This window comes from Streptomyces lushanensis, assembly GCF_001700515.1.
GTDB classification, from domain to species: Bacteria; Actinomycetota; Actinomycetes; order Streptomycetales; family Streptomycetaceae; genus Streptomyces; species Streptomyces lushanensis.
Genome location: NZ_MAUD01000134.1, coordinates 1 through 25287 on the forward strand (window position 1 = coordinate 1; position 25287 = coordinate 25287).

General features: G+C 71.4%; 24 protein-coding genes. 18 read left to right on the forward strand and 6 right to left on the reverse strand.

Features of this window, described 5'->3' with window-relative positions:
- The first annotated feature begins 196 nt into the window (after positions 1 to 196).
- The 8 genes from BFF77_RS12580 to BFF77_RS12615 all read left to right on the forward strand — a co-directional run bounded on the left by BFF77_RS12580 (position 197) and on the right by BFF77_RS12615 (position 9581).
- Positions 197 to 1420 carry a cytochrome P450 family protein gene (locus tag BFF77_RS12580; RefSeq protein WP_066947877.1) on the forward strand — a complete coding sequence of 408 codons (1224 nt, stop codon included), beginning with the start codon at positions 197 to 199 and terminating at the stop codon, positions 1418 to 1420.
- A gap of 52 nt (positions 1421 to 1472) precedes the next feature.
- Positions 1473 to 2492, forward strand: coding sequence for a methyltransferase (locus BFF77_RS12585; protein WP_066947996.1), 1020 nt, complete (start codon positions 1473 to 1475; stop codon positions 2490 to 2492).
- Between the two features lie 51 nt (positions 2493 to 2543).
- Entirely contained in the window at positions 2544 to 3827 is a 1284-nt protein-coding gene (locus BFF77_RS12590; RefSeq protein ID WP_066947880.1) for a nucleotide disphospho-sugar-binding domain-containing protein, read from the forward strand.
- A 28-nt stretch (positions 3828 to 3855) separates the two neighbouring features.
- Positions 3856 to 5037 carry an acyltransferase family protein gene (locus BFF77_RS12595; protein WP_066947883.1) on the forward strand — a complete coding sequence of 394 codons (1182 nt, stop codon included), beginning with the start codon at positions 3856 to 3858 and terminating at the stop codon, positions 5035 to 5037.
- Positions 5038 to 5149: 112 nt separating this feature from the next.
- A complete protein-coding gene (locus tag BFF77_RS12600; RefSeq protein WP_245703378.1) occupies positions 5150 to 6268 on the forward strand; it encodes a winged helix DNA-binding domain-containing protein in 1119 nt (372 codons plus the stop codon).
- Between the two features lie 123 nt (positions 6269 to 6391).
- A complete protein-coding gene (locus tag BFF77_RS12605; RefSeq protein WP_066947889.1) occupies positions 6392 to 7414 on the forward strand; it encodes a methyltransferase in 1023 nt (340 codons plus the stop codon).
- 75 nt (positions 7415 to 7489) lie between these two features.
- A complete protein-coding gene (locus BFF77_RS12610) occupies positions 7490 to 8212 on the forward strand; it encodes an SDR family oxidoreductase (RefSeq protein WP_066947892.1) in 723 nt (240 codons plus the stop codon).
- Between the two features lie 94 nt (positions 8213 to 8306).
- The gene (locus BFF77_RS12615) at positions 8307 to 9581 is read left to right on the forward strand and encodes a nucleotide disphospho-sugar-binding domain-containing protein (protein ID WP_066947894.1); all 1275 of its coding nucleotides are present in this window, start codon (positions 8307 to 8309) and stop codon (positions 9579 to 9581) included.
- Positions 9582 to 9698: 117 nt separating this feature from the next.
- Here BFF77_RS12615 and BFF77_RS12620 read toward each other — a convergent pair whose 3' ends face one another.
- Positions 9699 to 10043, reverse strand: coding sequence for a hypothetical protein (locus BFF77_RS12620; RefSeq protein WP_141698425.1), 345 nt, complete (start codon positions 10041 to 10043; stop codon positions 9699 to 9701).
- Between the two features lie 216 nt (positions 10044 to 10259).
- Here BFF77_RS12620 and BFF77_RS12625 point away from each other — a divergent pair, with 216 nt between their 5' ends.
- The gene (locus BFF77_RS12625; protein WP_066947900.1) at positions 10260 to 10703 is read left to right on the forward strand and encodes a nuclear transport factor 2 family protein; all 444 of its coding nucleotides are present in this window, start codon (positions 10260 to 10262) and stop codon (positions 10701 to 10703) included.
- Positions 10704 to 10755: 52 nt separating this feature from the next.
- Here the strand turns inward: BFF77_RS12625 and BFF77_RS12630 are convergent, their stop codons facing one another.
- Genes BFF77_RS12630 through BFF77_RS12640 form a run of 3 tightly spaced genes read right to left on the reverse strand, consistent with a single transcriptional unit; the run spans position 10756 to position 13024 of the window.
- Positions 10756 to 11679 (reverse strand): MBL fold metallo-hydrolase, encoded by a 924-nt coding sequence (locus tag BFF77_RS12630; protein WP_066947903.1) that lies wholly within the window; start codon positions 11677 to 11679, stop codon positions 10756 to 10758.
- A complete protein-coding gene (locus BFF77_RS12635; protein ID WP_066947998.1) occupies positions 11676 to 12212 on the reverse strand; it encodes a flavin reductase family protein in 537 nt (178 codons plus the stop codon). Before BFF77_RS12635 ends, BFF77_RS12630 begins: the two co-directional genes overlap by 4 nt.
- A 26-nt stretch (positions 12213 to 12238) precedes the next feature.
- On the reverse strand, positions 12239 to 13024 hold the full coding sequence (locus BFF77_RS12640; RefSeq protein ID WP_066947905.1) for an SDR family NAD(P)-dependent oxidoreductase: 786 nt from the start codon (positions 13022 to 13024) through the stop codon (positions 12239 to 12241).
- A gap of 182 nt (positions 13025 to 13206) precedes the next feature.
- Here BFF77_RS12640 and BFF77_RS12645 point away from each other — a divergent pair, with 182 nt between their 5' ends.
- The 6 genes from BFF77_RS12645 to BFF77_RS12670 all read left to right on the forward strand — a co-directional run bounded on the left by BFF77_RS12645 (position 13207) and on the right by BFF77_RS12670 (position 19553).
- The gene (locus BFF77_RS12645) at positions 13207 to 13671 is read left to right on the forward strand and encodes an SRPBCC family protein (protein WP_066947908.1); all 465 of its coding nucleotides are present in this window, start codon (positions 13207 to 13209) and stop codon (positions 13669 to 13671) included.
- 28 nt (positions 13672 to 13699) lie between these two features.
- Positions 13700 to 14815 (forward strand): acyl-CoA dehydrogenase family protein, encoded by a 1116-nt coding sequence (locus tag BFF77_RS12650; protein WP_066947911.1) that lies wholly within the window; start codon positions 13700 to 13702, stop codon positions 14813 to 14815.
- A gap of 232 nt (positions 14816 to 15047) precedes the next feature.
- Positions 15048 to 15572 (forward strand): nuclear transport factor 2 family protein, encoded by a 525-nt coding sequence (locus BFF77_RS12655; RefSeq protein WP_066947914.1) that lies wholly within the window; start codon positions 15048 to 15050, stop codon positions 15570 to 15572.
- A 77-nt stretch (positions 15573 to 15649) separates the two neighbouring features.
- The gene (locus BFF77_RS12660; protein WP_066947917.1) at positions 15650 to 16870 is read left to right on the forward strand and encodes a cytochrome P450; all 1221 of its coding nucleotides are present in this window, start codon (positions 15650 to 15652) and stop codon (positions 16868 to 16870) included.
- A gap of 81 nt (positions 16871 to 16951) precedes the next feature.
- The gene (locus BFF77_RS12665) at positions 16952 to 17974 is read left to right on the forward strand and encodes a helix-turn-helix transcriptional regulator (RefSeq protein ID WP_066947920.1); all 1023 of its coding nucleotides are present in this window, start codon (positions 16952 to 16954) and stop codon (positions 17972 to 17974) included.
- A gap of 73 nt (positions 17975 to 18047) precedes the next feature.
- The gene (locus tag BFF77_RS12670) at positions 18048 to 19553 is read left to right on the forward strand and encodes an MFS transporter (RefSeq protein WP_066947922.1); all 1506 of its coding nucleotides are present in this window, start codon (positions 18048 to 18050) and stop codon (positions 19551 to 19553) included.
- Positions 19554 to 19659: 106 nt separating this feature from the next.
- Here the strand turns inward: BFF77_RS12670 and BFF77_RS12675 are convergent, their stop codons facing one another.
- The gene (locus BFF77_RS12675) at positions 19660 to 20625 is read right to left on the reverse strand and encodes a Gfo/Idh/MocA family protein (protein WP_245703379.1); all 966 of its coding nucleotides are present in this window, start codon (positions 20623 to 20625) and stop codon (positions 19660 to 19662) included.
- A complete protein-coding gene (locus BFF77_RS12680; protein ID WP_079125096.1) occupies positions 20622 to 22085 on the reverse strand; it encodes an NDP-hexose 2,3-dehydratase family protein in 1464 nt (487 codons plus the stop codon). The genes BFF77_RS12675 and BFF77_RS12680 overlap by 4 nt, the downstream gene beginning before the upstream one ends.
- Positions 22086 to 22308: 223 nt before the next feature.
- On the opposite strand from BFF77_RS12680, the gene BFF77_RS12685 reads away from it, so the two are divergent.
- The 3 genes from BFF77_RS12685 to BFF77_RS12695 are packed head-to-tail and all read left to right on the forward strand — an operon-like array spanning position 22309 to position 25174.
- The gene (locus tag BFF77_RS12685) at positions 22309 to 23550 is read left to right on the forward strand and encodes a class I SAM-dependent methyltransferase (RefSeq protein WP_066947925.1); all 1242 of its coding nucleotides are present in this window, start codon (positions 22309 to 22311) and stop codon (positions 23548 to 23550) included.
- Positions 23551 to 23555: 5 nt separating this feature from the next.
- Positions 23556 to 24194 (forward strand): dTDP-4-dehydrorhamnose 3,5-epimerase family protein, encoded by a 639-nt coding sequence (locus BFF77_RS12690; protein ID WP_066947927.1) that lies wholly within the window; start codon positions 23556 to 23558, stop codon positions 24192 to 24194.
- Positions 24191 to 25174 (forward strand): NAD-dependent epimerase/dehydratase family protein, encoded by a 984-nt coding sequence (locus tag BFF77_RS12695; RefSeq protein ID WP_211280214.1) that lies wholly within the window; start codon positions 24191 to 24193, stop codon positions 25172 to 25174. Before BFF77_RS12690 ends, BFF77_RS12695 begins: the two co-directional genes overlap by 4 nt.
- Positions 25175 to 25287: the final 113 nt, after the last annotated feature.

The following is a 25287-nucleotide window of genomic DNA, read 5'->3' on the forward strand; positions in this document are numbered from 1 at the left end:
CCACGCCAGCAAAACCATCGACGCGATGATGATGGTCATTCACGACGGCAAGGAACGCACCCAGGCGGAGTTCGAGGATGTCCTGGGCAAGGGCGGCTTCAAGGTCACCCGGATCCTGCCCACCCCGTCCCTCATGTCCATCGTCGAGTGCGTGCCCGCGTGAGCGCGTGCTCCGACACGGGAGGAGGCTGCGGAGATGAGTGAAGAGGCAATCGTCGATCTGGCCGCGCTGGGACAGGACTTCGCGCGCGACCCGCATCCGACGTACGCGGAGCTTCGCGAACGCGGGCCCGTGCACCGGGTGTTGCTGCCAGAGGGTTTCACCGCCTGGCTGGTCGTGGGCTACGAGGAGGCCAGGGCGGCGCTGTCCGACCCGCGCCTGTCGAACGACTGGCGCAATTCTCCCGGTGCCGCGGACACGGAGGACGATCCGTGGTCCAGCCCGCACATGCTGATCTCCGATCCGCCCCGGCACACGAGACTGCGCAAGCTGGTGGTCAGGGAGTTCACCCCCCGGCGCGTCCACGCGCTCCAGCCCCGGGTGCAGGAGGTCACCGACGAGCTGATCGCGGCCATGCTCGCCGACCCGGACGGCCGTGCCGACCTCGTCCAGGACTTCGCGTTCCCGCTGCCCGCGGCGATCATCTGCGAGCTGCTGGGAGTTCCGTTCAGCGACCGCGACAAGTTCCACCGGTGGACCACACAGGTGACCAAGCAGTGGAACGGGGCCGAGGCGGAGGCGGCGCTCGCGGAACTGGACGGCTATCTCACGGCGTTGCTGGAGGACAAGCGCGCGGCCCCGGGCGACGACCTGCTCAGCGGACTCGTCCGCCGGCGCGAGGAGGACGAGGACGCCCTGTCCGACACCGAGATGGTGGGCCTCGCCGTGCTGCTCCTCGTGGCGGGCCACGAGACCACCACCGGGCTCCTGTCCAACGGCATGCTCGCGCTGCTTCGGCATCCGGACCAACTGAGCGCGCTGCGCGCCGACTTCTCGCTCCTGGACGGAGCCGTGGAGGAGATGCTGCGGCACAGCGGCCCGACCGGATCCTCACTGCACCGTTTCACCACCGAGCCCGTACGGATCGGGGACACGACCATCCCGGGCGGGGGCGAACTCATCCTCATCGGGAACACGCCCGCCAACCGCGATCCGAGCCGTTTTCCCGACCCCGACCGCTTCGACATCCGCCGTGAGACCGGCGGCCATCTGGCCTTCGGGCATGGCATCCACGCCTGTTTCGGTGCCCCTCTGGCCAGGCTGGAGGCGAAAACCGCGGTCCGTTCCCTGCTGGAACGCTGTCCGGACCTGGCACTCGACACCGATCCCGCCGAGCTGACCTGGTACCCGAGCGTGATGATGCGGGGCCTGCCCCGCCTCCCGGTCCGTGTGCGGTCCGCGGACCGTACCGGTTCATGACCTGCCCGAGCACCTGTCCCGCCGCACATTCGCCGACATCCGGAGGTACGCGATGACATCCGCCCTGCCCGACACCAGTGAGCTGAGCGCGCAGTTGTCGGAACACATGAACGGCTATCTCTACACCGCCTGCCTCTACACCGTGACCAAGGCGGGCATCGCCGACCACCTCACCCAAGGACCCCGCACCGCCGCCCAACTCGCCGAGGAGACCGGCCTCAGCGCCCCCCACCTCCACCGCGTCCTGCGCTACCTCGCCACCCGCGAAGTCTTCCGCGAGGACGACCACAACCGCTTCACCCTCACCCCCATGGCCGAACTCCTGCGCACCGACACACCCGGCTCCCTCCACGACCCCTTCCTCATGCTCGGCGAAGACCTCTACTGGAAGCCTCTTGCCCGCATGTACGACACCGTGCGGCAGGGACACACCGCCTTCGACGAGATCTTCGGCGCCGGATTCTTCGCCCATCTCCAGACCGTCCCCGACACGGCCTCCGTCTTCAACGCCGGTACCGCGGGGTTCTCACGGCTGTGGAACCAGCACATCGCCACCAGCTACACCTTCCCCGACGGCGCCAAGATCACCGACATCGGCGGCGGCACCGGCAGCCTCCTCCGCGAAATCCTCACCACCCACCCCCACACCACCGGCACCCTCTACGACCAGCAGTCCGTCATCGACCAACACCAACTCGACACCCCCCACACCACCGGACGCTGGACCGTCCAAGCCGGCGACTTCTTCGAAAACGTCCCCACCGGAGCAGACCACTACATCCTCAAATCCGTCCTCCACGACTGGAGCGACACCGACTGCCTCCGCATCCTCAAAACCGTCCGCGAAGCAGTCCACGACAACACCAAACTCCTCGTCGTCGACCCCGTCATCCCACCCGGCAACCAACCCCACGCCAGCAAAACCATCGATGTGTCCATGCTCGCGGTGGTGGACGGCAAGGAGCGTACGCAGGCGGAGTTCGAGGACATTCTCGGCAAGGGCGGCTTCAAGGTCACCCGGATCCTGCCCACCCCGTCCCTCATGTCCATCGTCGAGTGCGTGCCCGCCTGACCGAACCGCCGGCCCGTCGGCGCAACCGCGTCCGCCCCGAGGAGACCCCCCATGCGCGTCATGATCGTCGTGTGGCCCCTGCCGGCCCATCTCTATCCCGCACTCCCGCTGGCCTGGGCGCTCCAGGGCGCGGGGCACGAGGTCCGCGTCGCCTCGCACCCCGATCTGGCCGGTGTCATCACCGCGTCGGGGTTCGACGCGGTGGCGCTCGGTACACCGCAGACCATGCCCTCGCCCTCGGCGGTGGGCGACCTGCTCCTCTCCGAGGAGCACCGCGGGCGCCTCGCCGACGCGCTCTCCCTGTCGCCGGACGACCATGTGTGGGCGACCTTCAGTACCTACACCTACGCCTCCTCGCGGATCTTCCACCCGGAGGACGGCGCGCCGGAGGAGCTCTGGGCAGGTGTGGACGCCCTGGTCTCGACGGCGCGTCACTGGCGTCCGGACCTGATGCTGTGGGATCCGAACTGGCCCTCCGGGGCGGTTGCGGCGCGGGACATCGGCGCGGCGCACGCGCGGATGCTCTGGGGTCACGACTTCGTCGGCTGGGCCGCCCACCGGACCGCTCGGGGCCGGGAGGCGCTGAGGTCGGCCGGCCTGGCCGATCCCGTGGCAGAGCTGGTGCGGCCGAGCGCCGAACGCTACGGTGTCACGGTCGACGACGAGCTGCTGTTCGGGCAGTTCACCGTCGACCCGATGCTGCCGGACATGCAACTGCGGGCACCGTGCCGCAGGGTTCCGGTCCGTCGTATCCCCTACGGAGGGCCCGACGTGGTCCCGGACTGGCTGCACACTCCGCCCGAACGGCCGCGGCTGGCCATGTCGCTGGGCACGACACAGCGCGCGTACGACAACGACCGGGGCCTGGTCGCGGACCTGCTGGAAGTGGTGTCGGGCCTGGACGTCGACGTGGTGGCGACCGTCGACGCGTCGCAGCTGGCGGGCAGTGCGCTGCCGGACAACGTGCGCACGGTCAGCTATCTCCCCCTCGGCCTGCTGCTGCCGACCTGCTCGGCGCTCGTCCACCACGGCGGCATCGGGACCCTGATGACGGCGGTCGCACACGGAGTGCCCCAGTTCGTGGTGGCGGACGCGACGGCGGCGTACGCGGGCAACGCGCGCTACGTGCACGACTACGGAGCCGGCCTGACGGTCGGTCCGCGGACGCCCGCGACCGAGATGCGCAAGGACCTGGAGCGGGTGCTGACGGAGCCCGCGTTCCAGGACGCCGCCGAACAACTGCGCCGCGACTGGCTCGCCGTGCCGAGCCCCGACGACCTCGTGCCTGTCCTGGAAGGGCTCGTGTCGTCGCTGCGTCAGGGTCGCCGGCCCTGACGTCCGGACTGGATGCAAAGGAGACGCCATGACAGCGTCGGCGACCACGATCGAGCGGTCCCGGTTACCCTCTCTCACCGGTGCCAGGTTCCTGGCCGCCTGCATGGTGGTGGTCTGTCATGTGGGCATCGCCCTGATACCCCGGCTCGGGAGCACCGGGGCGACCGACTCCCTGCGCTACTTCGAGGCCTCGGGGAACGTCGGCGTGTCGTTCTTCTTCGTACTGAGCGGTTTCATCCTCACCTGGGTGAGCCGGCCGGACGACGCCCCGAGGCGGTTCTGGCGCAGGCGTCTCGTGAAGATCTTCCCCAACCACCTCGTCACCCTGTCGGCCGCGCTGCTGCTGATGCTGACCGCGGGTGTGTCGATCACCGCCGTCAACACGGTGCCGACGGTCTTCCTTGTGCAGAGCTGGATCCCCTACCAGGACGCGGTCATCAACTACGGTGCCAACGCGCCCAGTTGGTCGCTCTCCTGCGAGTTGCTCTTCTATCTGTCGTTCCCCCTGGTGCTGCGGCTCACACGAGGCATCCGTCCGGGGCATCTGTGGCGGTGGCTGGTGGGTGTGGCCGTCGCGATCGCCCTCGTGCCGTTGCCGGCCCCGCTGCTGCCCGATCAGCCGCGGATGCTCCTGACGAACGAGCCGTGGTGGGAGGTGTGGTTCACCTACTACTTCCCCGTCACCCGTCTCCTCGAATTCGTCCTCGGCATCCTGGTGGCGCTGATCGTCGTCCATGGGCGCAGGCTCCCCCTCGGACCCGTTCCGGCGCTGCTGCTGGCGGTGGCGGCCTTCGTCGGCGGCGCGCATCTGCCCGGCGTGTACGACCGGGTGTCCGCGACCGCGCTCCCCATCGCCCTGCTGATCGCCGCCCTCGCCAAGGCCGATGTGCTCGGCCGGAGCAAGGTGCTGGGCAGCCGCCCCATGATCGTCCTCGGCGAGATCTCGTACAGTCTCTACCTGATCCACTACCTCGTCGTCTCCTACGGACCGATCGGTGCCGTCCACCCGGAGAACTGGGCGAAGCCGGTGAGTATGGCCGGGGCGCTGGGGTACGGGTTGCTGACGCTGGCGATCAGTCTGGTCCTGGCGTGGCTGCTGTACACGTTCGTGGAGGCCCCGGCCATGCGGCGCTTCAGCCGCCGGAGACCGCCGAAGGTCTCTCCGCGTCCGGCGGAACCCACCACGGAGAGGTCGGCCCCCAGCCCTTAGGCCCTGCGGATCCTGCCGGGCCGACGCGTCCCCGCAGCTCCGGAAACCGGGCCTTCCGAGGCGCCGGGACCGGTGACCGCCCATGTCGTGGCCCGAAGTCTCCTCCAGGCGGATGGAACGAAGCTCTCTCACCACGCCGTCACGGCAGTCCGGTCACCCCGAGATCGTCAGCGCCCTGTGCGGCGCGCACGCGCAGGTCCTGTCGGCGGCCGAACTGTCGGTGGCACTGCGGGTCGAGGGCGCCACCCGGAGCGACGTCCGCGCGGCGTTATGGGAGCGGCGGCAGTTGGTGAAGATGTACGGCCCGCGCGGCACCGTTCATCTGCTGACCACCGCCGACCTGCCCATGTGGATAGGGGCGTTCAGCTCGATACCGCAGTCCCCCAGTCCGTTTCCCAAGGACGTCCAGATGACCGAGGACCAGACGGAGCAGGTCGTCGCGGCCATCGGGAAGTCGCTGGAGGACGCCGAGCTGACGATCGACGAACTCACCGACGCCGTGGTGGAGGCCACCGGCCCCTGGGCGGGAGACCTGGTCATGGAGGCCTTCCAGGGCAAGTGGCCGCGCTGGCGGCAGGCCATGACCCTGGCGGCACACCGAGGCGTCCTGTGCTTCGCCCCGAACCGGGGCCGCAAGGTCACCTACACCAACCCGCTGCGCTACCTCAGCGACGTCAGCCCGCTCGACGGGCCCACCGCCCAGCGCCGGCTCGTCCAGCGGTATCTGCACGCCTACGGACCGGCCACCCCGCAGAACTTCGCCCAGTGGCTCAACGCGCCCCGGGGGTGGGCCGGCAGCCTCTTCCGCTCCCTCGCCGGGGACATCGAGGAAGTGGACTTCGAGGGCACCACCGCCTGGGTCAACTCCGGTGATACGGCGGCCGTCTCGGCCGAGCCGCCCCGGGGCGTCCGGCTGCTGCCGTACTTCGACGCCTATGTGGTGGCCGCTCAGCCACGCGGGCTCCTCTACCCCGGACTCGCGGCCGGGCGCGCCCTCACACCGTCGGGGCAGGCCGGCAACTATCCGGTGCTCCTGGTCGACGGCACGGTGAAGGGCGTATGGCACCAGCGCCGGTCCGGGCGCAAGATCCATGTCACGGTGGAGCCGCTGGAGCCGCTGTCCACCGCGCACCTCGCCGAACTGGACGAGCAGGTCGAGCGCGTGGGAGCCGTTCTGGAGGGCAAGCCCACGCTGACCGTCGGCACCGTGACCGTGGGCGCGCACGCCTGAGCGGTCCGGTCCGCGGCCTGCGGAGGGACAGGGCGTTCGCGGTGCATCCGCCCTCAAGCCTGCGTTGAGCGCCTTCCCGCACGCTGTTGCTCCATCGTCATGACGAAGGAGTGGAGACAGCGGATGAGCAGCGCTCTGGAACAGGACAGCAGCCTGCGCCTGCTGGCGCTCGGTGACGGCTTCATCTACGCGCGGGCGCTCCATCTCGCGGCGGAGATGGGGGTGGCGGATCTCCTGTCGGACGGCCCGCGGTCCACGGAGGATCTGGCACACCTGACCGCCACCGATCCGGGCACCCTGCACAGCATGCTGCGGGCCCTGGCCGGCTGCGGGGTGTTCACGGAGCCGTCGCCGGGTCGCTTCGCGCTCACCGCGGTCGGTGAGTGCCTGCGGTCGGACCACCCCCGGTCGGTACGGACCACGATCGCGCAGTCGGGGCGGATCACGGCCCGGGCCTTCCAGCACGCGGACCACGCGCTGCGCACCGGCGACGGAGCCTTCGCCGCGGCCTTCGGCCAGCCCTTCTGGGAGTTCCTGCGGGACAACCCGGAGGAGGGCGCCGCCTTCGACACGGCCATGCAGGAGCACAGCCGGGTCGAAGGCGAGGCGATCGTCGAGGCGTACGACTTCCCGGAGACGGGCCGGATCGTCGATGTGGGCGGCGGGGACGGCACGCTGCTCGCCGCAGTGCTCCAGGCCCGCGTCCGGACGACCGGTGTGCTGTTCGACCTGCCGCACGTGGTGGAGCGGAACCACATCGGGAAGGCGGGACTCACCGAGCGCTGCGAGGTCGTGGGCGGCGACATCTTCGGTGAACTCCCCCCGGACGGTGACCTGTACCTGATGAAGTCGGTGCTGCACGGCTGGACCGACGCCGACGTGGTCACCATCCTGCGCGGCTGCAGGAAGGCGATGAAGCCGGACAGCAGGCTGCTGCTCATCGAGCGGGTGATCCCCCCGGGCGACGCCCCGCACACGAGCAAGGCGTTCGACTTCGCCATGCACGTCATGGCGGGCGGCCAGGAGCGGACCGGAGACGAGTACACGCGCCTGCTCACCGAGGCCGGGTTCGCCGTCGCCCGGCTGATCCCGACGGGCTCGGTGCAGAGCATCGTGGAAGCGGTCCTTCCCGGCTCGGGGCGCTGACGGCGTACGCGCCGGTGCCGGCGTGCGTGAGCGACACACCAGAGGGACACGAGGCGCCGCTGCGATGCTCCCCCCATGGCTGTCAACCGGAAGATCGCCCTGATCACGGGCGCCAACAAGGGAATCGGGTTCGAGACCGCACGGCGTCTGGGCGCACTGGGCGCCGTGGTGCTGGCCGGGGCTCGTGACAAGGCCCGCGGTGAAGCCGCCGTGGAGCGGCTGCGCGGTGAAGGAGCCGACGCGCATTTCCTTCATCTGGACGTGACGGACCCGGTTCTGATCGAGCAGGCCGCCCGGCGGATCGACGAGCGCCACGGCCGCCTGGACATCCTCGTCAACAACGCCGGAATCAATGTCGAGTGGCCGTCCAACGCCCCGAGCCGGGTCGGCGCCGACCAGCTCAGGACCACGTTCGAGACGAACGTGCACGGCGTGGCGGCGGTGACGAACGCCGTCCTTCCGCTGCTCCGCAGGTCGGAGGCGGGCCGGATCGTCAACGTCTCCAGCGAGATGGGACTGCCCGCGTGGCTGCACGGGTCCGAGATGCCGGCCATCACGGCGTACAGCGTGTCCAAGGCGGCGCTGAACATGCTGACGCTGCTGTACGCCAACGAGCTGCGCGACACCCCGATCAAGGTGAACGCCTGCTCACCGGGGTTCGTGGCCACGGACATCAACGACGGCGTCGGCGAGCGCACGGCCGCGGAGGGCGCCGCCGTGGAGGTCGCTCTCGCCACGCTCGACGCGGACGGTCCCACGGGCCGCTTCGTCACGGACGCGGGCGTCCTGCCCTGGTGACCGCCCGACGGCCCCACGGCCGGAACAGCACAGCTTTCCGACGATCCGACCCCAGGCACCGAACGCCCTGGTGAGAGTCCCGAGGAGTTCTGTTATGCGCGTCCTGTTCGTCGTCTGGCCCATGGCGGCGCATCTCTACCCGATCGTCCCCCTGGCCCGCGCGTTCCAGGCCGCGGGCCACGAGACCCGCGTCGCCTCGCACCCCGCCCTGCTCGACGAGATCACCGGCGCCGGCCTCACCGCGGTCTCGGTGGGCACCCCGGACACGATGCCGCCGCTGTCGGAAGTGGGTGACTACGTCCTGCCCGAGGAGGAGCGGAACCGGCTGGCGAAGGCGTTCGACGTCACCGGCGCCGACGAGCACGCCTGGTTCATGTTCAGCTACTTCGCGCTCGCCGGGACCCGGATCTTCCACTCGCCCGGCGGCGCGCCCGGCGGAGCCATTCCCGGCACGGACCATCTGGTCGACATCGCCCAAGCCTGGGGACCCGATCTCGTCCTGTGGGACATGTGGCCCGCCGCGGCCGTCGCCGCGCGGGTCACCGGAGCGGCGCACGCCCGGTATCTGTGGGGACCCGACTACTGCGGCTGGGCCCGGCAGCGGTACCGGAAGCTGGGCGGGGCGGAGGGGACGGGGCACCAGGAGCCGCTGGCGGAGGCGGTGACGGAGGCGGCCCGGCGTCATGGTGTCACCGTCGACGACGAACTCCTCCTCGGCCAGGTGACCCTGGACCCGACTCCGCCGGTGCTGCGCCTCGCCACCCCGGCCCCGGCCGTCTCGATGCGCCGGCTGCCCTACACCGGGGCGGATGCCGTGCCGGACTGGCTCCACGCGCGTCCGGGGCGCCCCCGCGTGGCCGTGACCCTGGGCATGTCGGGCCGGGAGTACGCGACCGACGGGGCGCTGGTCGCCAAGCTGCTGAAGATGGTGGACGGTCTGGACATCGAGGTCGTCGCCACCTTCAACGACGTCCAGCTGGCCGGGCAGCGGGTCCCGGACAATGTGCGGGCCCTGGACTACGTCCCCTTCAACCAGCTGCTGCCCACCTGTTCCGCGGTCGTGCACCACGGCGGCAGCGGCACGGTCATGGCGGCCGTGGCCCACCGGGTGCCGCAGCTCATCGTGGAGAAGGGGCTGGAGTCGGCGACGTACGCGCCCTATGTGATGCGGCACGGCGCCGGGCTGACCTTCGATCACGAGCGGCAGTCCGCCGAGGTGATGCGCGATCGGCTGCTGCGGCTGCTGCACGAGCCCTCGTTCCGTACGGGGGCGCAGGCCCTGCACGCCGAGTGGCTGACCATGCCGTCGCCGCGTGAGGTCGTACCGGTCCTGGAGGAGCTGACACGCCATCACCGCCTGCGTGTCTGAGGCCGGTCGGCCGGGGGCCGGGCCCCGACCGGCCGGCCGGGCGCCGACGCAGCGAGCCGCACACGTGCTGCGTGTGCGGCTCGCTCGCGCGCTCCGGGGGTATCGGGTCCGCCGGCCTCAGACGCGGGTCGACCTGCCCTCGGCACGCACACTGGCCAGCAGCCGGTCGTCCGCGTCGTAGACGTGGGAGATACCGCCGCAGGTGAACGTGTCACCGCTCAGCACTCCCGCCTGGTCGATGTCCACCCAGCCGGAGAAGACCCCGTGCTCGTCGAACTCCAGCTCCACGATCCGGAACGAGAACGTGTCCGGCCCTGTCCTGTTCCAGTACCCCGCCCCGACGGAGCCGGGGCGCGGCCCGGCCAGGATCATGGCCCGTCCGTTCTCCGTGAAGCGCAGGGTGCTGGTGTACGACCGCCCCTCCACCACGAGGTGTTCGGTCCACGTGCCGGCCGGCGTCATGGTTCCCAGGGTGCCCTCCATGCCATTCCCTCTCTCGGCTGCGCTGCGCTGACGGTTCACGGTGCGCCCTCCGGCTCGACGGGCGCTTGAGCAGGACCGGGTGGCGGGCCCGCCGCCGGTCGCCGAACGCCGTCCGGTCGACCTGATATCCAGTGGGGTTGGAGGGGGCTCGGGCACCGTTGGCGGTGTCCCGTACATCGTCGAGGGGAGTCGTCCGTGTCCCAGCCCCAGCACCTCACCGTCCCTCAGGTCACAGGGGATCTCTACGCGGAGGTCCAGACGTTCTACGCCCGGCAGATGCGGCGGGCCGACGCCCTCGACATCGAGGGCTTCGCCGAGACGTTCACCGACGACGGCGAGGTGGTGCACGCCGACGGCGGGCGGACCCGCGGCCGGGCCGAGATGACCGAGGCGATGCGGGCCAGGCTGCCCCGTTACAAGGGCGTGTCGACCCAGCACTGGTTCGGTCAGTTGCTCATCGAACCGCTGGCCGACGGAGCCCTGGGCGTCTCCTACTACACCCTCGTCGCCATGGTGGACGGGGACGGACTGTCCTTCCAGCCGACCTACACCGTGGACGACGTGCTGGTGCGCGAGCCCGGCGGCGATCTACGGACGCGCTCCAGGATCATCCGCCGGAGCGGTCCCGGCCGGCGGTGAGGACGCGGCCCGCGGGTTCATGAGAGGACTGCCCGGCACCGTGCCCGCCGCGTCAGGCGCGGCACTCGGGCAGACCTCCGTGGAACTCGCACATCTCCTTGAACGACCCGGCGACGTCGATCCGGGCCCCCGGTGGCAGTCCCTCCAGCTCGGCGTAGGCGCGGTGGAGGTTGCCGACGAGGCGTTCCGGGTCGACCAGGTCCGCGTACGGGCCCGGCCGGGCCCGCCGGGCGGCCTCGAGCGGGGAGAGCCCGGCGGACAGGCCCTCCTCCGCGATCCGCCGGCACCACCGCAGATACTCCTCGGTGAGGTCCAGCAGCTCCGGTCCGCCGACCGCGCCGTGCCCCGGCACCACCACCCGCGGTCGCAGCGCGCGCATCCGGGCGACGGCCCGCAGCGAGCCCTCCACCGAACCCATGAGCACATACGGTGTGACACCCGACCAGAGCAGGTCCCCGGCGAACAGCACATCCGGGCCGGGAACCCAGACGGCCACGTCGGTCGCGGTGTGAGCGGGTCCGAGGTGGAGCAGCTCCGCCCGGGGCCCGGTCGTGCCCAGACGCAGCGTGAGCTCGGTGCGGAAGGTCAGCGTCGGCAGCACGAGCCGGGTGTCGCCCCAGGCGACCCGCGGCCACAGGCCGCGCAGGCCCAGCCCCGCCTCCTCCATGTCGGCGCGGGTCCCCTCGTGCGCGACGACGGTCGCCCGCGGCGCGAAGAGACCGTTGCCGAAGACGTGGTCGCCGTGGAAGTGGGTGTTGACGACGATGTCCGGCCCGCTCCCGACGACCGCCCCGACCTGGCGCGCCAGGTGCCTGGCCCGGCTCTCGGTGGCGGCGGTGTCCACCAGCACCGAGGTGTCGGCGCCGACGACGAGTCCGGCGTTGTTGAGGCACCAGCCGCCCGGGGCCTGGACATAGGCGTACACGCCCTCGGCGACCCGGGTCAGCCGTCCGGGCGGGGCGACGGCGCCGGTCATGTGCCCGCCCCGGACGTGCCGGGCAGGTCCGTGTACCCGCCGCGGTGGAAGACGAGCGGCTGCCTGCCCGCGCCACCGCCGGACACGGCGAGCACCCGGCCGACGAGCAGCGCGTGATCACCGGCCTCGAACTCGCGGTGCAGCTCGCACTCCAGCCAGGCCGCCGCCGAGGGCACCACGGCGTTCCCCGTGACCCCGGGGACCGCGCCGAGGAGGCTCATCGCCGGGGCGCCCTCGGGGCGGTCCGGCAGGCAGAACTCCCGGGACAGGTCGCCCTGGTCGCTGCTGAGCACATTGACCGCGTAGCCGCCGTGCGCCCGTACGCGGGGCCGCATCCGGCCGTCCGCCTTGACGGACACCAGGACCAGCAGCGGATCCAGGGACACGGAGGTCAGGCTGTTCAGGGTCATGACGGTCAGGTCGTCGTCGCGCCCGCAGGTGAGCAGTGTCACCCCGGTGGGAAAACAGCCCATCGTCGCGCGGAAGTCGGCCACGTCGGGACGTGTCCGGGTGGTGCCTGCCTGGTTCGTCATCGTCTCGCTTCGGGTGGTGGGGATCATCAGTAGTTGCCGAGTCCACCGCAGACGTTGAGGGCCTGGGCCGTGATCGACGCGGCGGTGTCCGTCGTCAGGTAGCCCACGAGTCCGGCGACCTCCTCGGGCGACACGTAGCGCCCCATGGGGATCCGTGCCTCGAACCGGCGGCGGATCTCCTCCTCGCTGACGCCGTGGTACGCGGCGTGCCCCTGGCGGACGCGCTCGGCCATGGGGGTCTCGACGAAGCCGGGGCAGACGGCGTTCACCGTGACGCCCGTACGGGCCAGTTCCAGGCCGACGGCCTTGGTGAAGCCGACCACGCCGTGCTTGGACGCCGAGTAGGGGGCGGCCAGCGCCACCCCCTGCTTGCCGCCCGTGGACGCGATGTTGATCACGCGGCCCCAGCCGGCTTCGAGCATGCCGCCCCTGGCCAGCACCTCGCGGGTGACCCTGAAGACGCCGTGCAGATTGGTGTCGATCACATCCAGCCAGGTGGCGTCGTCGAGGTGCGCGGTCTCGCCGCCGCCGTTGCGGCCCGCGCTGTTGACCAGGACGCCGATCGGCCCGTAGGCGTCGACCGCGTCCGCCACGGCCGCCCGCACCTGCTCCGTCGAGGTCACGTCGCAGGCCGTGCCCGAGACGTCCAGTCCCTCCTCGCGCAGCCTCTTCACAAGGGCACGCACGTTCTCGGCGCCACGCGCGCAGCCGAAGACCGCCATGCCCTGGCGGGCCAGCAGCTCGGTCACCGCGAGGCCGATCCCGCTGGTCGCGCCGGTGACGAGGGCCACCCGCCGTTCAGTGCCTGTCATGCCACTCTCCCGTCCTGGGCGATCCTTCGCGCACGACCGTGGCAACCCGCGCTTGCGCGGGTCTCGAAACGGGCTGGAGGCGGCCGGTCGAGCACGGTTCGACGGTGCGTCAAGGCCCCGGCCCAAGGCTGGGTGCGTCCGCACGTGCGGGCACCACGCCGTCCGGAGCCGAGGAGTGTCCGATGCCCGAAGAGATCCCCGACGTCAGGAAGTCGGTCGTTGTGGCCGCGTCCGTGGAGCACTGCTTCGAGACCTTCACCGAGCGTCCCGCCGACTGGTGGCCGCCCTCGCACGTCCTGGTGAAGAAGGAGCGTGCGGGCCTGGCCTTCGAGCCCGTCGTCGGCGGCCGGTACTACGAGTGGGACGTGGACGGCAACGAGATCACCTGGGGCCGCGTCCTCGAATGGGACCCGCCCTACCGGCTCGCCATGACCTGGCGGATCGACGGCCACTGGCAGTCCGTTCCCGACGACGACCGGGCGAGCGAGATCGAGGTCGACTTCACCGCCACCGGCGGCGGGGACACCCGTGTGGACCTGGCGCACGTCAAGCTGCATCGGCACGGTGACGGGGCGTGGAGCATCCACAAGGCGCTGGACGGCCCGAGCCCGGGCGAGACACTGGCCCGTTTCGCGAACGCCCTCTGACCCGGACGGCCGACAGGAAGGGCACGACATGCACGAGGACACCCGACGGGCCGCCGAACCGGCCCTTCCCGTCGAGAAGTTGTGTGAGCTGGCCGCGCGGCAGGCCGGGACCGCCGACCGTGCCGGCCGACTCGCCCCGGAGGTCGTCGACTCCCTCCGGGACGTGGGATTCGCCCGGCATTTCGTGGCCGCCCGGTGGGGCGGCTCGGAGGGCTCCTTCGCCGAACTGACCCGGGCCGTCGTCGCGTTGGGTCAGGCGTGTCCGGCCACCGCCTGGTGCGCCTCGCTGAGCGCCTACTCGGCGCGGTTCGCCTGCCACCTTCCGTACGAGGGACAGCGGGCGCTGTGGGAGGGTGGTCAGGACGTCGTGATCGCCACCGGGCTGATGCCCGGCGGGCGGGCCGAGGCGGTCGGGGACGGCTGGCGGCTGCGGGGGCGGTGGAGCTACGTCAGCGGCATCGGCTTCGCCGACTGGGTCCTGCTCTGCGCCGCCGTGGACTCCGGGGAGGGTCCGCCCTCGCTGCGGTTCTTCGCGCTTCCCCGGGGAGCGTGCGAGGTTCACGAGGACTGGGACAGTGTCGGTATGCGGGCCACCGCCAGTCACACCGTCGTCGTGGAATCCGCCACCGTACCGGACCATCTGACGTTCGACCGGAGTGTCATGATCACCGGTCACAACGCGCACTCCGACGTCCCCTCCCACAACGTGCCGTTCCAGGCGGTGGGCGGACTGACCTTCATCGCTCCGGTGATCGGCGCGGGGACCGGCGCGCTGAGCGCCTTCGCCGGCCATCTCACCGGGCGCCGGCGCACCGCGCCCAACGAGTCGGCTCTGGTGCGCGCCTCGGGCCGCGTCGACGCCGCGCTCCACCTGGTCGAGGAGAACACCCGCGTGCTCGACGAACGGCTCTTCACGCCCGGCCACATGGCGCGCAACGAGCGCAACGCGACCTTCGCGGCGGAATCCGTCCGGGAGGCGGCCGGTCTCCTGGTCGCCGCGGCGGGCACCGCCGGTCTCGCGGCCCGGCATCCGCTCCAGCGGTTGTGGCGGGACATCACCACGGCGACGAGCCATGTGGCGCTCCAGTACGACACGGCGGCCAGGAAGAACTACTCGGCGGTACTGGCGGGACCGGCGGACTGAGCGCCGCACCTGCTCCGGCAGGCGGCAGGCGGCAGGCGGCAGGCTGCAGGCGGCAGGCTGCAGGCGGCAGGCGGCAGGCGGCAGGCGTGCGTACCGGGCGTCGCGGGCCGGGCGGGACTTTCGACACACGCCCTAGCGCCGTTCCAGGTCAGGTCCAGCCGCCGGCGCGAGGGTGAGGGCGGCAGCACGTCGCAGGGACCGGCACAGGCCCGAGACCACGAGGAGACCAGTGATGCACGCACCGCAGCGGACCCGGCGGGTCGACGCGGAACTCTACGTCGACGTCCTCCAGTTCTACGCCCGGCAGATGCCGCTGCTGGAGGAGCGGCGGCTGGAGGAGTTCCTGGAGACCATGACCGAGGACGGCTCCATCGAGCACGTGCCCAACGGGTGGCGGATCGAGGGCAGGAGCGCCCTGCTCACCGAGATGCGTGCCCGCCGGGGCGATCCCGACCGCCCGCTGGTCGGCGAGGTGTCGGCGCGTCAGGCACGGGCGGACGACGTGGCCTACTACGACGGGATCGTCTACCGGTACTGGTTCGACAGGATGCGCATCGAGCCGGAGTCCGACGACCTCCTGAGGGTCTCCTACCAGGCGATGGTCAGCATGACGGACGTCTCCGGCAAGGTGAGCTTCGAGCCGACCACCACGGTCGAGGACGTACTGGTCCGCCGGGACGGCGAGTGGTACACGCGGTCGCGCCGGGTCACCCACGACTCGCCCCACTGGGCCGACAAGATCCACAACCCCTCGTGACCAGGCGCCCAGCGCTCTCTTCGACGTCCCCGGCCGCCCTCCCGGCGGCGGCCGACACCAGTGGAGGTGTCCCGATCGTGCCATCGACCCAAGACTCCGAGACCTTCCCCTTCGACGGCTCCTCCTACCGGGGACCGGATCCCCGGTACACCGGGTGGCGGGCCGAGGAGCCGGTGAAACGTGTCCGTACGGCGGGCGGGGTGGACGCCTGGCTCGTCACGCGGTACGAGGACGTGCGGGCGGCCCAGGCCGACCCCCGCCTCAGCAGGGCCCTGGCCTGCGGCCCCGGCGCGCCGCGGATCGGCGGCACCATGTACACGACCCCCGAGATGATCATTTCCATGGACTCGCCCGAGCACTCCCGCCTGCGCAAGCTGGTGGCCGGTGCCTTCACGGCCCGCCGGGTGGAACGGCTGCGGCCGAGGGTGCAGTCGGTGCTGGACGGGCTGCTCGACGACATCGAGGCCAAGGGGTCGCCCGTGGACCTCGTACCGCAGCTCACCCTGCCCTTTCCGCTCACGGTGATCGGCGAACTGCTCGGCGTCCCGTCCGAGGATCTGCGGAAGTTCGAGAGGTGGGCCCGTGCCTTCGCCACCGTGGACGACCGGGCGGGCGGCGAGGCGTCGCTGGAGGGCCTGGCGAAGCTCAGCGAGTACATCGTCGGCCTGATCGCCGACAAACGCGCCCGGCCGACGGACGACATGCTGTCGGAGCTGATCACGGCCCGCGACCAGGACGACCGGCTCAGCGAGCCGGAACTCGTGACGTTCGGCTTCACCCTCATCGGCGCCGGTTTCGACACCACCGCGAACCAGCTCGCCAACTCGGTGCTGGCGCTGATCTCGCGTCACCGGGACCAGTGGGAGGCGCTGGTCGAGGATCCCTCCCGTATCCCCGTCGCGGTGGACGAGCTCCTCCGCCATGTCAACCTGTTCGCCACCGACACCTCCGGCTTCCCGCGCGTCGCGGCGCAGGACCTGGAGATCGGCGGTGTCAGGATCTCCGCCGGTGACGCCGTCCTCCTGTCGCTGGCCTCGGCGAACCGGGACGGGACCGTCTTCGAGGACCCGGACCGCCTGGACCTGGGCCGGGCGCACAACCCGCATCTGTCCTTCGGCCACGGGATCCATCACTGCCTCGGCAAGCACCTCGGCCGGATGGAGATGGAGATCGCGCTGACCGGCCTGGTCACGCGGCTGCCCGACCTGCGGCTCGCGGTGGACGAGGGAGAACTGCCCTGGCACGTGGGCGAGATCAACCACACCCTGACCTCCCTGCCGGTCGCCTGGGGGCCGTGATCCCGTGGCCGGGTGGCGGCCGGTGGTACGGTGCCGGGCGCGCCGCGGGCCCACCCGCGCACAGCTGGGATCCTGGACACCATGAGCGAGACCTCAGCGCGATTACTGAAGTTGCTGTCCCTGTTGCAGACCCCGCGCGAGTGGCCCGGGAGCGAACTCGCCGAACGGCTGGACGTCAGTCCCCGCACCATCCGCCGGGACATAGACCGCCTGCGCGACCTCGGGTATCCCGTGCACGGCACGCGGGGCGCCGTGGGCGGCTACCGGCTGGTCGCGGGGGCGGCGATGCCCCCGCTCCTGCTGGACGACGACGAGGCGGTCGCCATCACCGTCGGGCTGCGCACGGCGGCCCACGCGGTGGACGGCATCGAGGAGGCCGCCGTGCGGGCGCTGGCGAAACTGGAACAGGTCCTGCCGTCGCGTCTGCGGCACCGGGTGAGCGCCCTGGGCGCCGCGACCGTACCGCTGCCGGGTTACGCGCCCGGGGTCGCCGTCGAGCATCTGACCGTGCTGGCGGCGGCCGTCGCCGGCCGGGAGCAACTGCGGTTCGCCTACCGGTCGGCGTACGGCAGACCCGGGCCGGAGCAGGGCGGGCCGCAGGAGGCCGAGCGGCTCGTGGAACCGCACCGGCTGGTGCCGACCGGCCGCCGCTGGTACCTCGTGGCGTACGACAACGAACGCGAGGACTGGCGGACGTTCCGTGTCGACCGCATCCGGGGTCCGCGGCCGACGGGCGTACGCGCGCCGTTCCGGTCCCTGCCGGTCGAGGACGCCGCCGCGTACGTCACCCGTCAGCTCTCGGAACTCGCGCCCCTCCACCGGGCCGTGGCCACCCTGCACGCCCCGGCGAGCGAGGTCGAGGACCGCCTCGTGGGCACCGGCGACGAGCTCGAGGAACTGTCCGAACACAGCTGCCGGCTGCGCACGCAGGCGGACTCCCTCGGGTGGCTGGCGTTTCGGCTGGTGAGTATCGGATGCCCCTTTGACGTGCACGAACCGCCTGCTCTGGTGGCCTACATGCGGGACCTGGGGGCCAGGGCCAGTCAGTCGGTCGAGGGCTCCGCCGGGCCCCCGGCGGGCCGGACCAACACGGACGTCTCCTGACCTATATGAGGTCTAGCGTCTGGGCATCCGCGGACAACACCCCGAACCCTCTAGAACGTCAGGAGCGAGGACCATGAAACCTGCACAGGAGGCCCCGCCGGCCTCCGCCGAGGACCGGCGCCGATGGATCGCGCTGGCGGTGGTGCTGACCGCGTCCCTGCTCGACCTGGTCGACGCGACCATCGTCAACGTCGCGATCCCCACCATCCAGCGGGACATCGGCGCCTCGTACAGCGCGATCCAGTGGATCACGGGCGGCTACACCCTGGCGTTCGCCGTGGGTCTGATCACCGGCGGACGGCTCGGCGACATCTGGGGCCGCAAGCGGGTCTTCCAGCTCTCCGTGCTGGGCTTCACCGTGGCCTCCGCCCTCTCCGGTCTGGCGACGGACCCCGAGATGCTGATCGTCGCGCGCATCCTCCAGGGCCTCATGGCCGCCATGATGGTGCCGCAGGTGCTGTCGATCATCCATGTGACGTTCAGCCCCGAGGAGAGCGGCCGGGTCTACGGGCTGTTCGGCGCGATCAGCGGCATCGGCGCGGTGTCCGGACCGGTCATCGGCGCGCTGCTCGTCGAGTGGGACCTGTTCGGTCTCGCCTGGCGGCCGATCTTCCTCATCAACCTCCCCATCGGTGTGGCCGGCCTGATCCTGGGCCACTACTACCTCACCGAATCGAAGGCGCCCCACGCGGTCCGCCTCGATCTCGTCGGTGTCGCCCTGGCGTCGCTGAGCCTGCTGCTGCTGGTCTACCCGCTCACCCAGGGCAGGGAGGCGGACTGGCCGGTCTGGAGCTTCGCGGCGATGGCCGCGAGCATTCCCGCCTTCGTCGTCTTCGTGCTGCATCAGCGGGCCAGGATCCGTGCCGAGCGCACACCGCTCGTCGAGTTGTCGCTCTTCAAGATCAAGAGCTTCGCGGCCGGCATCGCCGTCCAGCTCACCTTCGGCACCACGTTCGGGCTCTTCTCGCTCACCGGCGCCCTGTACATGCAGATCGGGCTCGGCTGGAGCGCGATCCACGCCGCTCTCACGAGCCTGCTGTTCGGCGCCACGATGGCGCTGTCGACCAACGTCGCGATGCGGAAGCTGATGCCGAAGTACGGGCGCGCCGTGCTCCAGGCCGGTGCCCTGCTGATGATCGTCGGGCTGCTCGGCTACTACTGGGTCGCCGACAGCAAGGGAACCAGCGCGACGACCTGGGAACTGGCGCCGGTCCTGATCGTGGCGGGCTGGGCTCTTGGCATGATCATGGCACCTCTGATGAGCGCGGTCCTGTCCAACGTGCCGTTCCAGCACGCCGGATCCGCCTCCGGGCTGACCAACACCGTGAACCAGATGGGCATGGCGATCGGTCTCGGGCTGGCCTCGGTGGCCTATTTCACCGTCGTCGACGACGCCACGAAGGCGGACCAGGCCAGCGGCGCCGCCTTCGTCGACGGATTCGCGAACACACTGTGGTGGGTGATCGGCGGCATGGTGCTCGCCTTCCTCCTCATGTTCGCGCTGCCCTCGCTGAGGCCGGACCCGAAGGCGAGCGAGCCGGAGCCGGCGTCCGACGACGTCTCCGAGCCCGCGCACTGAGGACCACGGGCCGATGGGCGGAACCCGGTCGAGCGCCGGGACCCGTCCACCGGCCCGAAGCCGTACCGGCCGGACGGACCGGCCGGTCCCGCGGTGCTCCGCGGAATCAGGTACGGGACGCCGCCGCGCGCACGTCGTCGAGCAGCCGGGCCTGTTCCGGGCACACACCGTCGGCCGTGCCCCCGGCACGCGCCGCCGCCGCGAACGTCATCACGGTGTTGTACGCCTGATCCTCGGGAGGATGACGGAGGTCCCTGGGGCCCGATCCGTCGTTCAGCCGGATATGCGTCCACAGGTCGGCCGGGGGTGTGAAGGCATGGCCCACCGTGATGCTGCCGCCCGTCCCCCACAGGGCGTACACGCTGCGATAGGCGTGATCCAGGCCGAAGGAGACATGCGCGCCGGTACCGTCGGAGGCGACGAGCAACGCCGACCCGGACGAGTCGACCCGGTGTTCCGCGCCCCGCACCAGGGAGGCGCCGACGACCTGGAGTCCCGGTCCCAGGAAGTACCGGGCGGCTCGCAGCGGATACACACCCGTGTCCCACAGGGCTCCGCCGCCCAGTTCGGGCTGACGGCGGATGTCGTCCTCGGCGCGCCGGGGCACCGTGAAGTGCGCCTCGAAGCCGCGCAGTTCACCGATGGCTCCGTCCGCGAGGAGTTTCCGCACGACGGCATGCCGGCCGTGGTGAACGAACATGACGTTCTCCATCAGGGCCAGGCTCCGGTCCCTGGCCAGCTCGACCAGCCTCCCGGCCGACTCCCGGCACAGCGCCAGGGGCTTCTCCACCAGCACGTGCTTGCCCGCGAGCAGCGCCGCCTCGGTCCACTCGGCGTGCAGGGCCGCCGGCAGCGGCACGTACACGGCCTCGACCTCCTCGTCCTTGAGCAGCGCCTCGTACCCGTGCACCGCACGGCAGCCGTGGGCGCCGGCGAATTCCCGGGCGCGCGCGGGGTCACGGCTCGCCACCGCGACGACCTCGGTACGCGGCGCCCGGGCCATCGCGGGCAGCATCCTGCGCCGGGCGATGTCGGCGCACCCCATGACTCCGATGCGAAGCGGTTCCGTCACAGCTTCACCGCCCCGCTGTTGAGGGCCGAGAGCAGCGAGCGGGCCTGCACGTTCACATAACGGCTGTGCCGTACGAGCCAGTTCAGCTGCCCCGGGGTGACCCAGCGGTATCCCGGGGGCGGGACCGACAGACCGGCGACGTCGACGTCCACGATGAGATGGCGGCTGACCGCGTTGAGGAACCGGCCGCCCTCCTCCGAGTGCAGCACGTCGTAGCGGATGTCCGCGGGCCCGGCGCGCAGGACCGTGTCGAGGAAGCGCGGGACGGTGTGCCGCGCGTCTCCCGTGTAGTTGTCGGGAACACACTGCACGGTGGGTCCCAGCTCCGCGGACTCCAGGAAGCCGGCCTCGGCCCGGGCATGGACCAGCAGATGGGGCACCCCGCCGAAGCGGCCCGCCAGGAAGGCCGTCACGCCGGTCGCGACGGGCTCGAACAACGGCTGCGTCCAGCCGGACACCTCGCGGTTCGCCGCCTCCGCCCGGACGGCCACCACCCGGAAGAACCGGTCGTCCGGGCGGCGGATGGCCGACTCGGTCCGCACCCACCCGTCCGTCCCGGCGAGCGGCAGCGGCTCGGCACGCACCTGGTGCCCGGCCTTCTCCGTGGTGACCCAGGACAGCAGCTCGGTGTCGGAGAACAGCGCCTCCGGCTCGGCCCGCAGGTTCGGCGCGCACGCCAGCACCGTCCGCGCGTCCATGTTCACCACGTTGTCCCGCAGCAGCAGTTCGCCGAGCTGGCCCAGGGTCAGCCAGCGGAAGTCCGGGTCAGGCGGCACGTCCTCGCGGGTCTCGACGATGACGTTCCGGTTGGCCTTGTGCAGGAACCACGACCCGTGCTCGGACTGGAGGACGTCGACGAGGACACGGGCCGGCCGCAGGCCCGTGAAGTACGAGAGGTACTTGACGGCCGAGCCCCCGTGCGCCTTCGTGTAGTTGCTGCGCGTGGCCTGGACGGTCGGCGAGAGCTGGACCAGCCGCGGATTGCCCGGCTCCATCTTCGCCTGCATCAGGAAGTGCAGCACGCCGTCGAACTCCTTGGCCAGGATGCCGAGGATGCCGACCTCCGGCTGGTTGATGATCGGCTGCTGCCACTCCCGGGCCGCGGCCCCCTCCCCCGCGCGCACCCGTAACCCGTGCACGGTGAAGAAGCGCCCGCTGTCGTGGGCCAGGTTTCCCGTGGTCCGGTCGAAGGACCAGCCCTTCAGCTCGTCGAAGGGAATGCCGCTCACCCGGAACGGGTGGGCGGCGCTGCGCTCGGCCAGCCAGCCGGCGAAGTCCGCCGTGGACATCCCGGCGCCGGATCCGGTGGCCTCGGCCGAACGCCGGAACCGCGCGGGCAACGTGGCGTCCGCGCGCGGCCGGAGAACGGCGGTACCGGCCGCGGGGCCGCCGCTCGGCCCGGCCCGGTAGGTCCTCGCCGCGGAAGCGTCGACCAGCGCCGTTTCCGTCAGTTCACTCATGCCGGGTTCCTCTCCAGAGGGAGCCGTCGCCTTCCCATGGCGCTCACCGTAGGAGCGGGATCTGGAGACCCGGTCGTACGGCCCTCGGCCCGCCCGGCCGCCGTCGGCGTACCGCGAGGGAGCGAGTCGACGAATCCTCAAGGCGCGCATGGCACCGTCTCGGCTCAGCGGCTTCCGCGGAGCCGACCGGGAAGAGAAGGCGCTTTCACCACTAGGAGGACGAGTGGTCATCGATCGCTGCCGTGTCTGCGGCAACCGCACGCTGCTGCCCGTGCTTGACCTCGGTCCACAGGCCCTGACGGGTGTCTTTCCCCGGTCGCGCGAGGAGACCGTCCCCGTCGTCCCGCTCGAACTCGTCCAGTGCGCACCGGACGGATGCGGCCTCGTGCAACTGCGGCACGTCGCCGACTTCGGCCTGATGTACGGGGACGGTTACGGCTACCGCTCGGGCATCCGCCCCTTCATGGTCCGGCACCTGAAGGGCAAGGTGGACGCCGTCGTGAGGCTGGTCGACCCCGGCCCCGGCGATCTGGTGGTGGACATCGGCAGCAACGACTCCACCCTGCTGCGGCAGTACCCGGCCGACGGCCCGACCCTGGTGGGCGTGGACCCGGTCGGCGGCAAGTTCCGTCATCTGTACCCGCCGCACGCGGAGCTGGTCACCGCCTTCTTCTCCAAGGACGCGTTCACCGAGCGGTTCGGCTCGCGCCGGGCCAGGGCCGTCACCTCGATCGCGATGTTCTACGACCTGCCGCGGCCCCTGGACTTCATGCGGGACATCCGCGACATCCTGGCCGACGACGGGGTGTGGGTGACCGAGCAGAGCTATCTGCCGTCGATGCTGGAGGCCACCGCCTACGACGTCGTCTGCCATGAGCACCTGGCGTACTACAGCCTGCGGCAGATCGAGTGGATGGCCGAGCAGGTGGGACTGACGGTCATCAGGGCGGAACTGACCGACGTGTACGGCGGCAGTCTGGACGTCACCCTCGCCAGGACTCCCACCCGTCATCGGGTGGACGAGGCGGGGCTCGCCGCCATCCGTGCCCGGGAGTCCGCGCTCGGCCTGGACGGCCCGGCTCCGTTCCTCCGGTTCGCGGAACGGACCGAGCGGTCCCGCGACGCGCTCAGGGAGTTCATCGCCGACTCCCGCAAGGCGGGGATGCTGACCGTCGGCTACGGCGCCTCGACCAAGGGAAACGTGATCCTCCAGTACTGCGGGCTGAGCCGGGACGACCTCCTGTGCGTCGGTGAGCCCAACGAGGAGAAGGCCGGCTGCTTCACTCCCGGCACCGGGATACCGATCGTCTCCGAGGCCGAGGCGAAGAAGTTCGGGCCCGACCAGTTGCTGGTCCTCCCGTGGATCTACCGCGACGGGTTCGTCGAGCGGGAGCGGGACTTCCTCGCCGGCGGGGGAAAGCTGGTCTTCCCGCTCCCTGCCCTCAGCGTCGTCGAAGGGCGGTGACCCGCATGCGCACCCGCGCGCTCGCCGTGGCCGGCGCCTTCGAGTTCACCCCCGAGGTGTACTCCGACGAACGCGGAACATTCGTGTCCCCTCTCCAGCACTCCGCTTTCGTGGCCGCGGTCGGCCACGGCCTCACGGTGGCCCAGACCAACCACAGCAGATCGGCGCGGGGGGTGCTGCGCGGCATCCACTTCACGACCACTCCGCCGGGGCAGGCCAAGTACGTCTACTGCGCACGGGGACGGGCGATGGACGTCGTGGTGGACATCCGGGTCGGCTCGCCGACCTTCGGCCGGTGGGACGTCGTCCACATGGACCCGCGTACCTTCCGGGCGGCGTACTTCCCGGTCGGGGTCGGGCACGCCTTTCTCGCGCTGGAGGACGACACCGTGATGTCCTATCTCGTCAGCTCCGCGTACCGGGCCGAACTGGAGCAGGCCATCGACCCGTTCGACGGCTCGCTGGGCCTGCCGTGGCCGCAGGACATGGAGTTCGTCATCTCCGGGCGGGACAAGGTGGCACCCGGTCTGGCCCAGGCCGAGGCCGCGGGCGGGCTGCCGCGGTACACCGACTGCCTGGCTCTTGAGAAGGGCCGGCCGACCGCCGGCGCCGTGTCGGCGGACCGCGCCGACGGTCCGGAGTGAACACGCCCGGAGCGGCCGGTGCCGTGGCGGTCCTCGGCGGTACCGGCTGCATGGGCCGCCACATCTGCGCCGCGTTCGCGGAACGGGGCGCTCGTGTCGTGGCCGTCGCCCGCCGCCGTACCCCCGGCGTCGGCGCCCACCGGTTCCTGCCGCTGGACGCCGCCGCGTGCACGGCCGGGGAACTCGCCGCCGTGCTGGCCGCGGAGCGGGTCGGCACGGTCGTCAACGCGACACTGGGCTGGGGCCGCACCGAGCACGAGATGGGCCACGTCAACGTGAGGCTGGTGGAGCGGCTGCTCGCCGCCCTGCGCGCCATGAGCGACCCGCCACGCCTGGTCCATCTGGGCACCATCCACGAGTACGGCCCGGTGCCGCACGGCACGCTGATCGACGAGGACGTGGTGCCCCGGCCGCAGACGCTGTACGCGCGGGCGAAGCTCACCGCCTCGCGCATGGTGCTGGAGGCGGTCCGTGCCGGGCGGCTGGACGGGGTCGTGCTGCGGGTGACGAACACCATCGGCCCCCATCCGGCCCCGGAGAGCCTCTTCGGCTCGCTCGCCGCCCGGTTGCGGGACGAGGGGGCGACCGTGGGCGTCGAGTTGACCGTCGCCGACGCCCGGCGGGACTACGTCGACGTCAGAGACGCCTCGGCCGCCGTCGTCCTGGCGGCCGGGAGCGGCACGGCCGAGCCGCTGCTGAACATCGGCCGGGGCGAGGCCACGCACATCCGTGAACTGATCGACGCGCTGGTCAGAGCGACGGGGCTGCCGCCGGGGACCGTCCGTGACCGGCAGGGCGACGTGGCGGGCCGCAGCGCGGGAGCCGACTGGATCCAGGTCGACAGCTCCCGCGCCAGGCGGCTGCTCGGCTGGCAGCCGCGCTACGACGTCGACGCGTCCATGAGGGACCTGTGGGACACGGTACGGCCGGCGTCCGCCCCCGCGGCCCCGGTCCCCGGCGGGGAGAGCCGGCGGCGGTGACGCGCCGGTGCCGTACCGGGGGCGCCGCTGCACGCGGACTCGAGCCCCGTTCGACAGCGGCGCGCGACCTTGGTGCCCGGTCGCCCGGGACGTCCCGGGAATCCGGAAAGGAG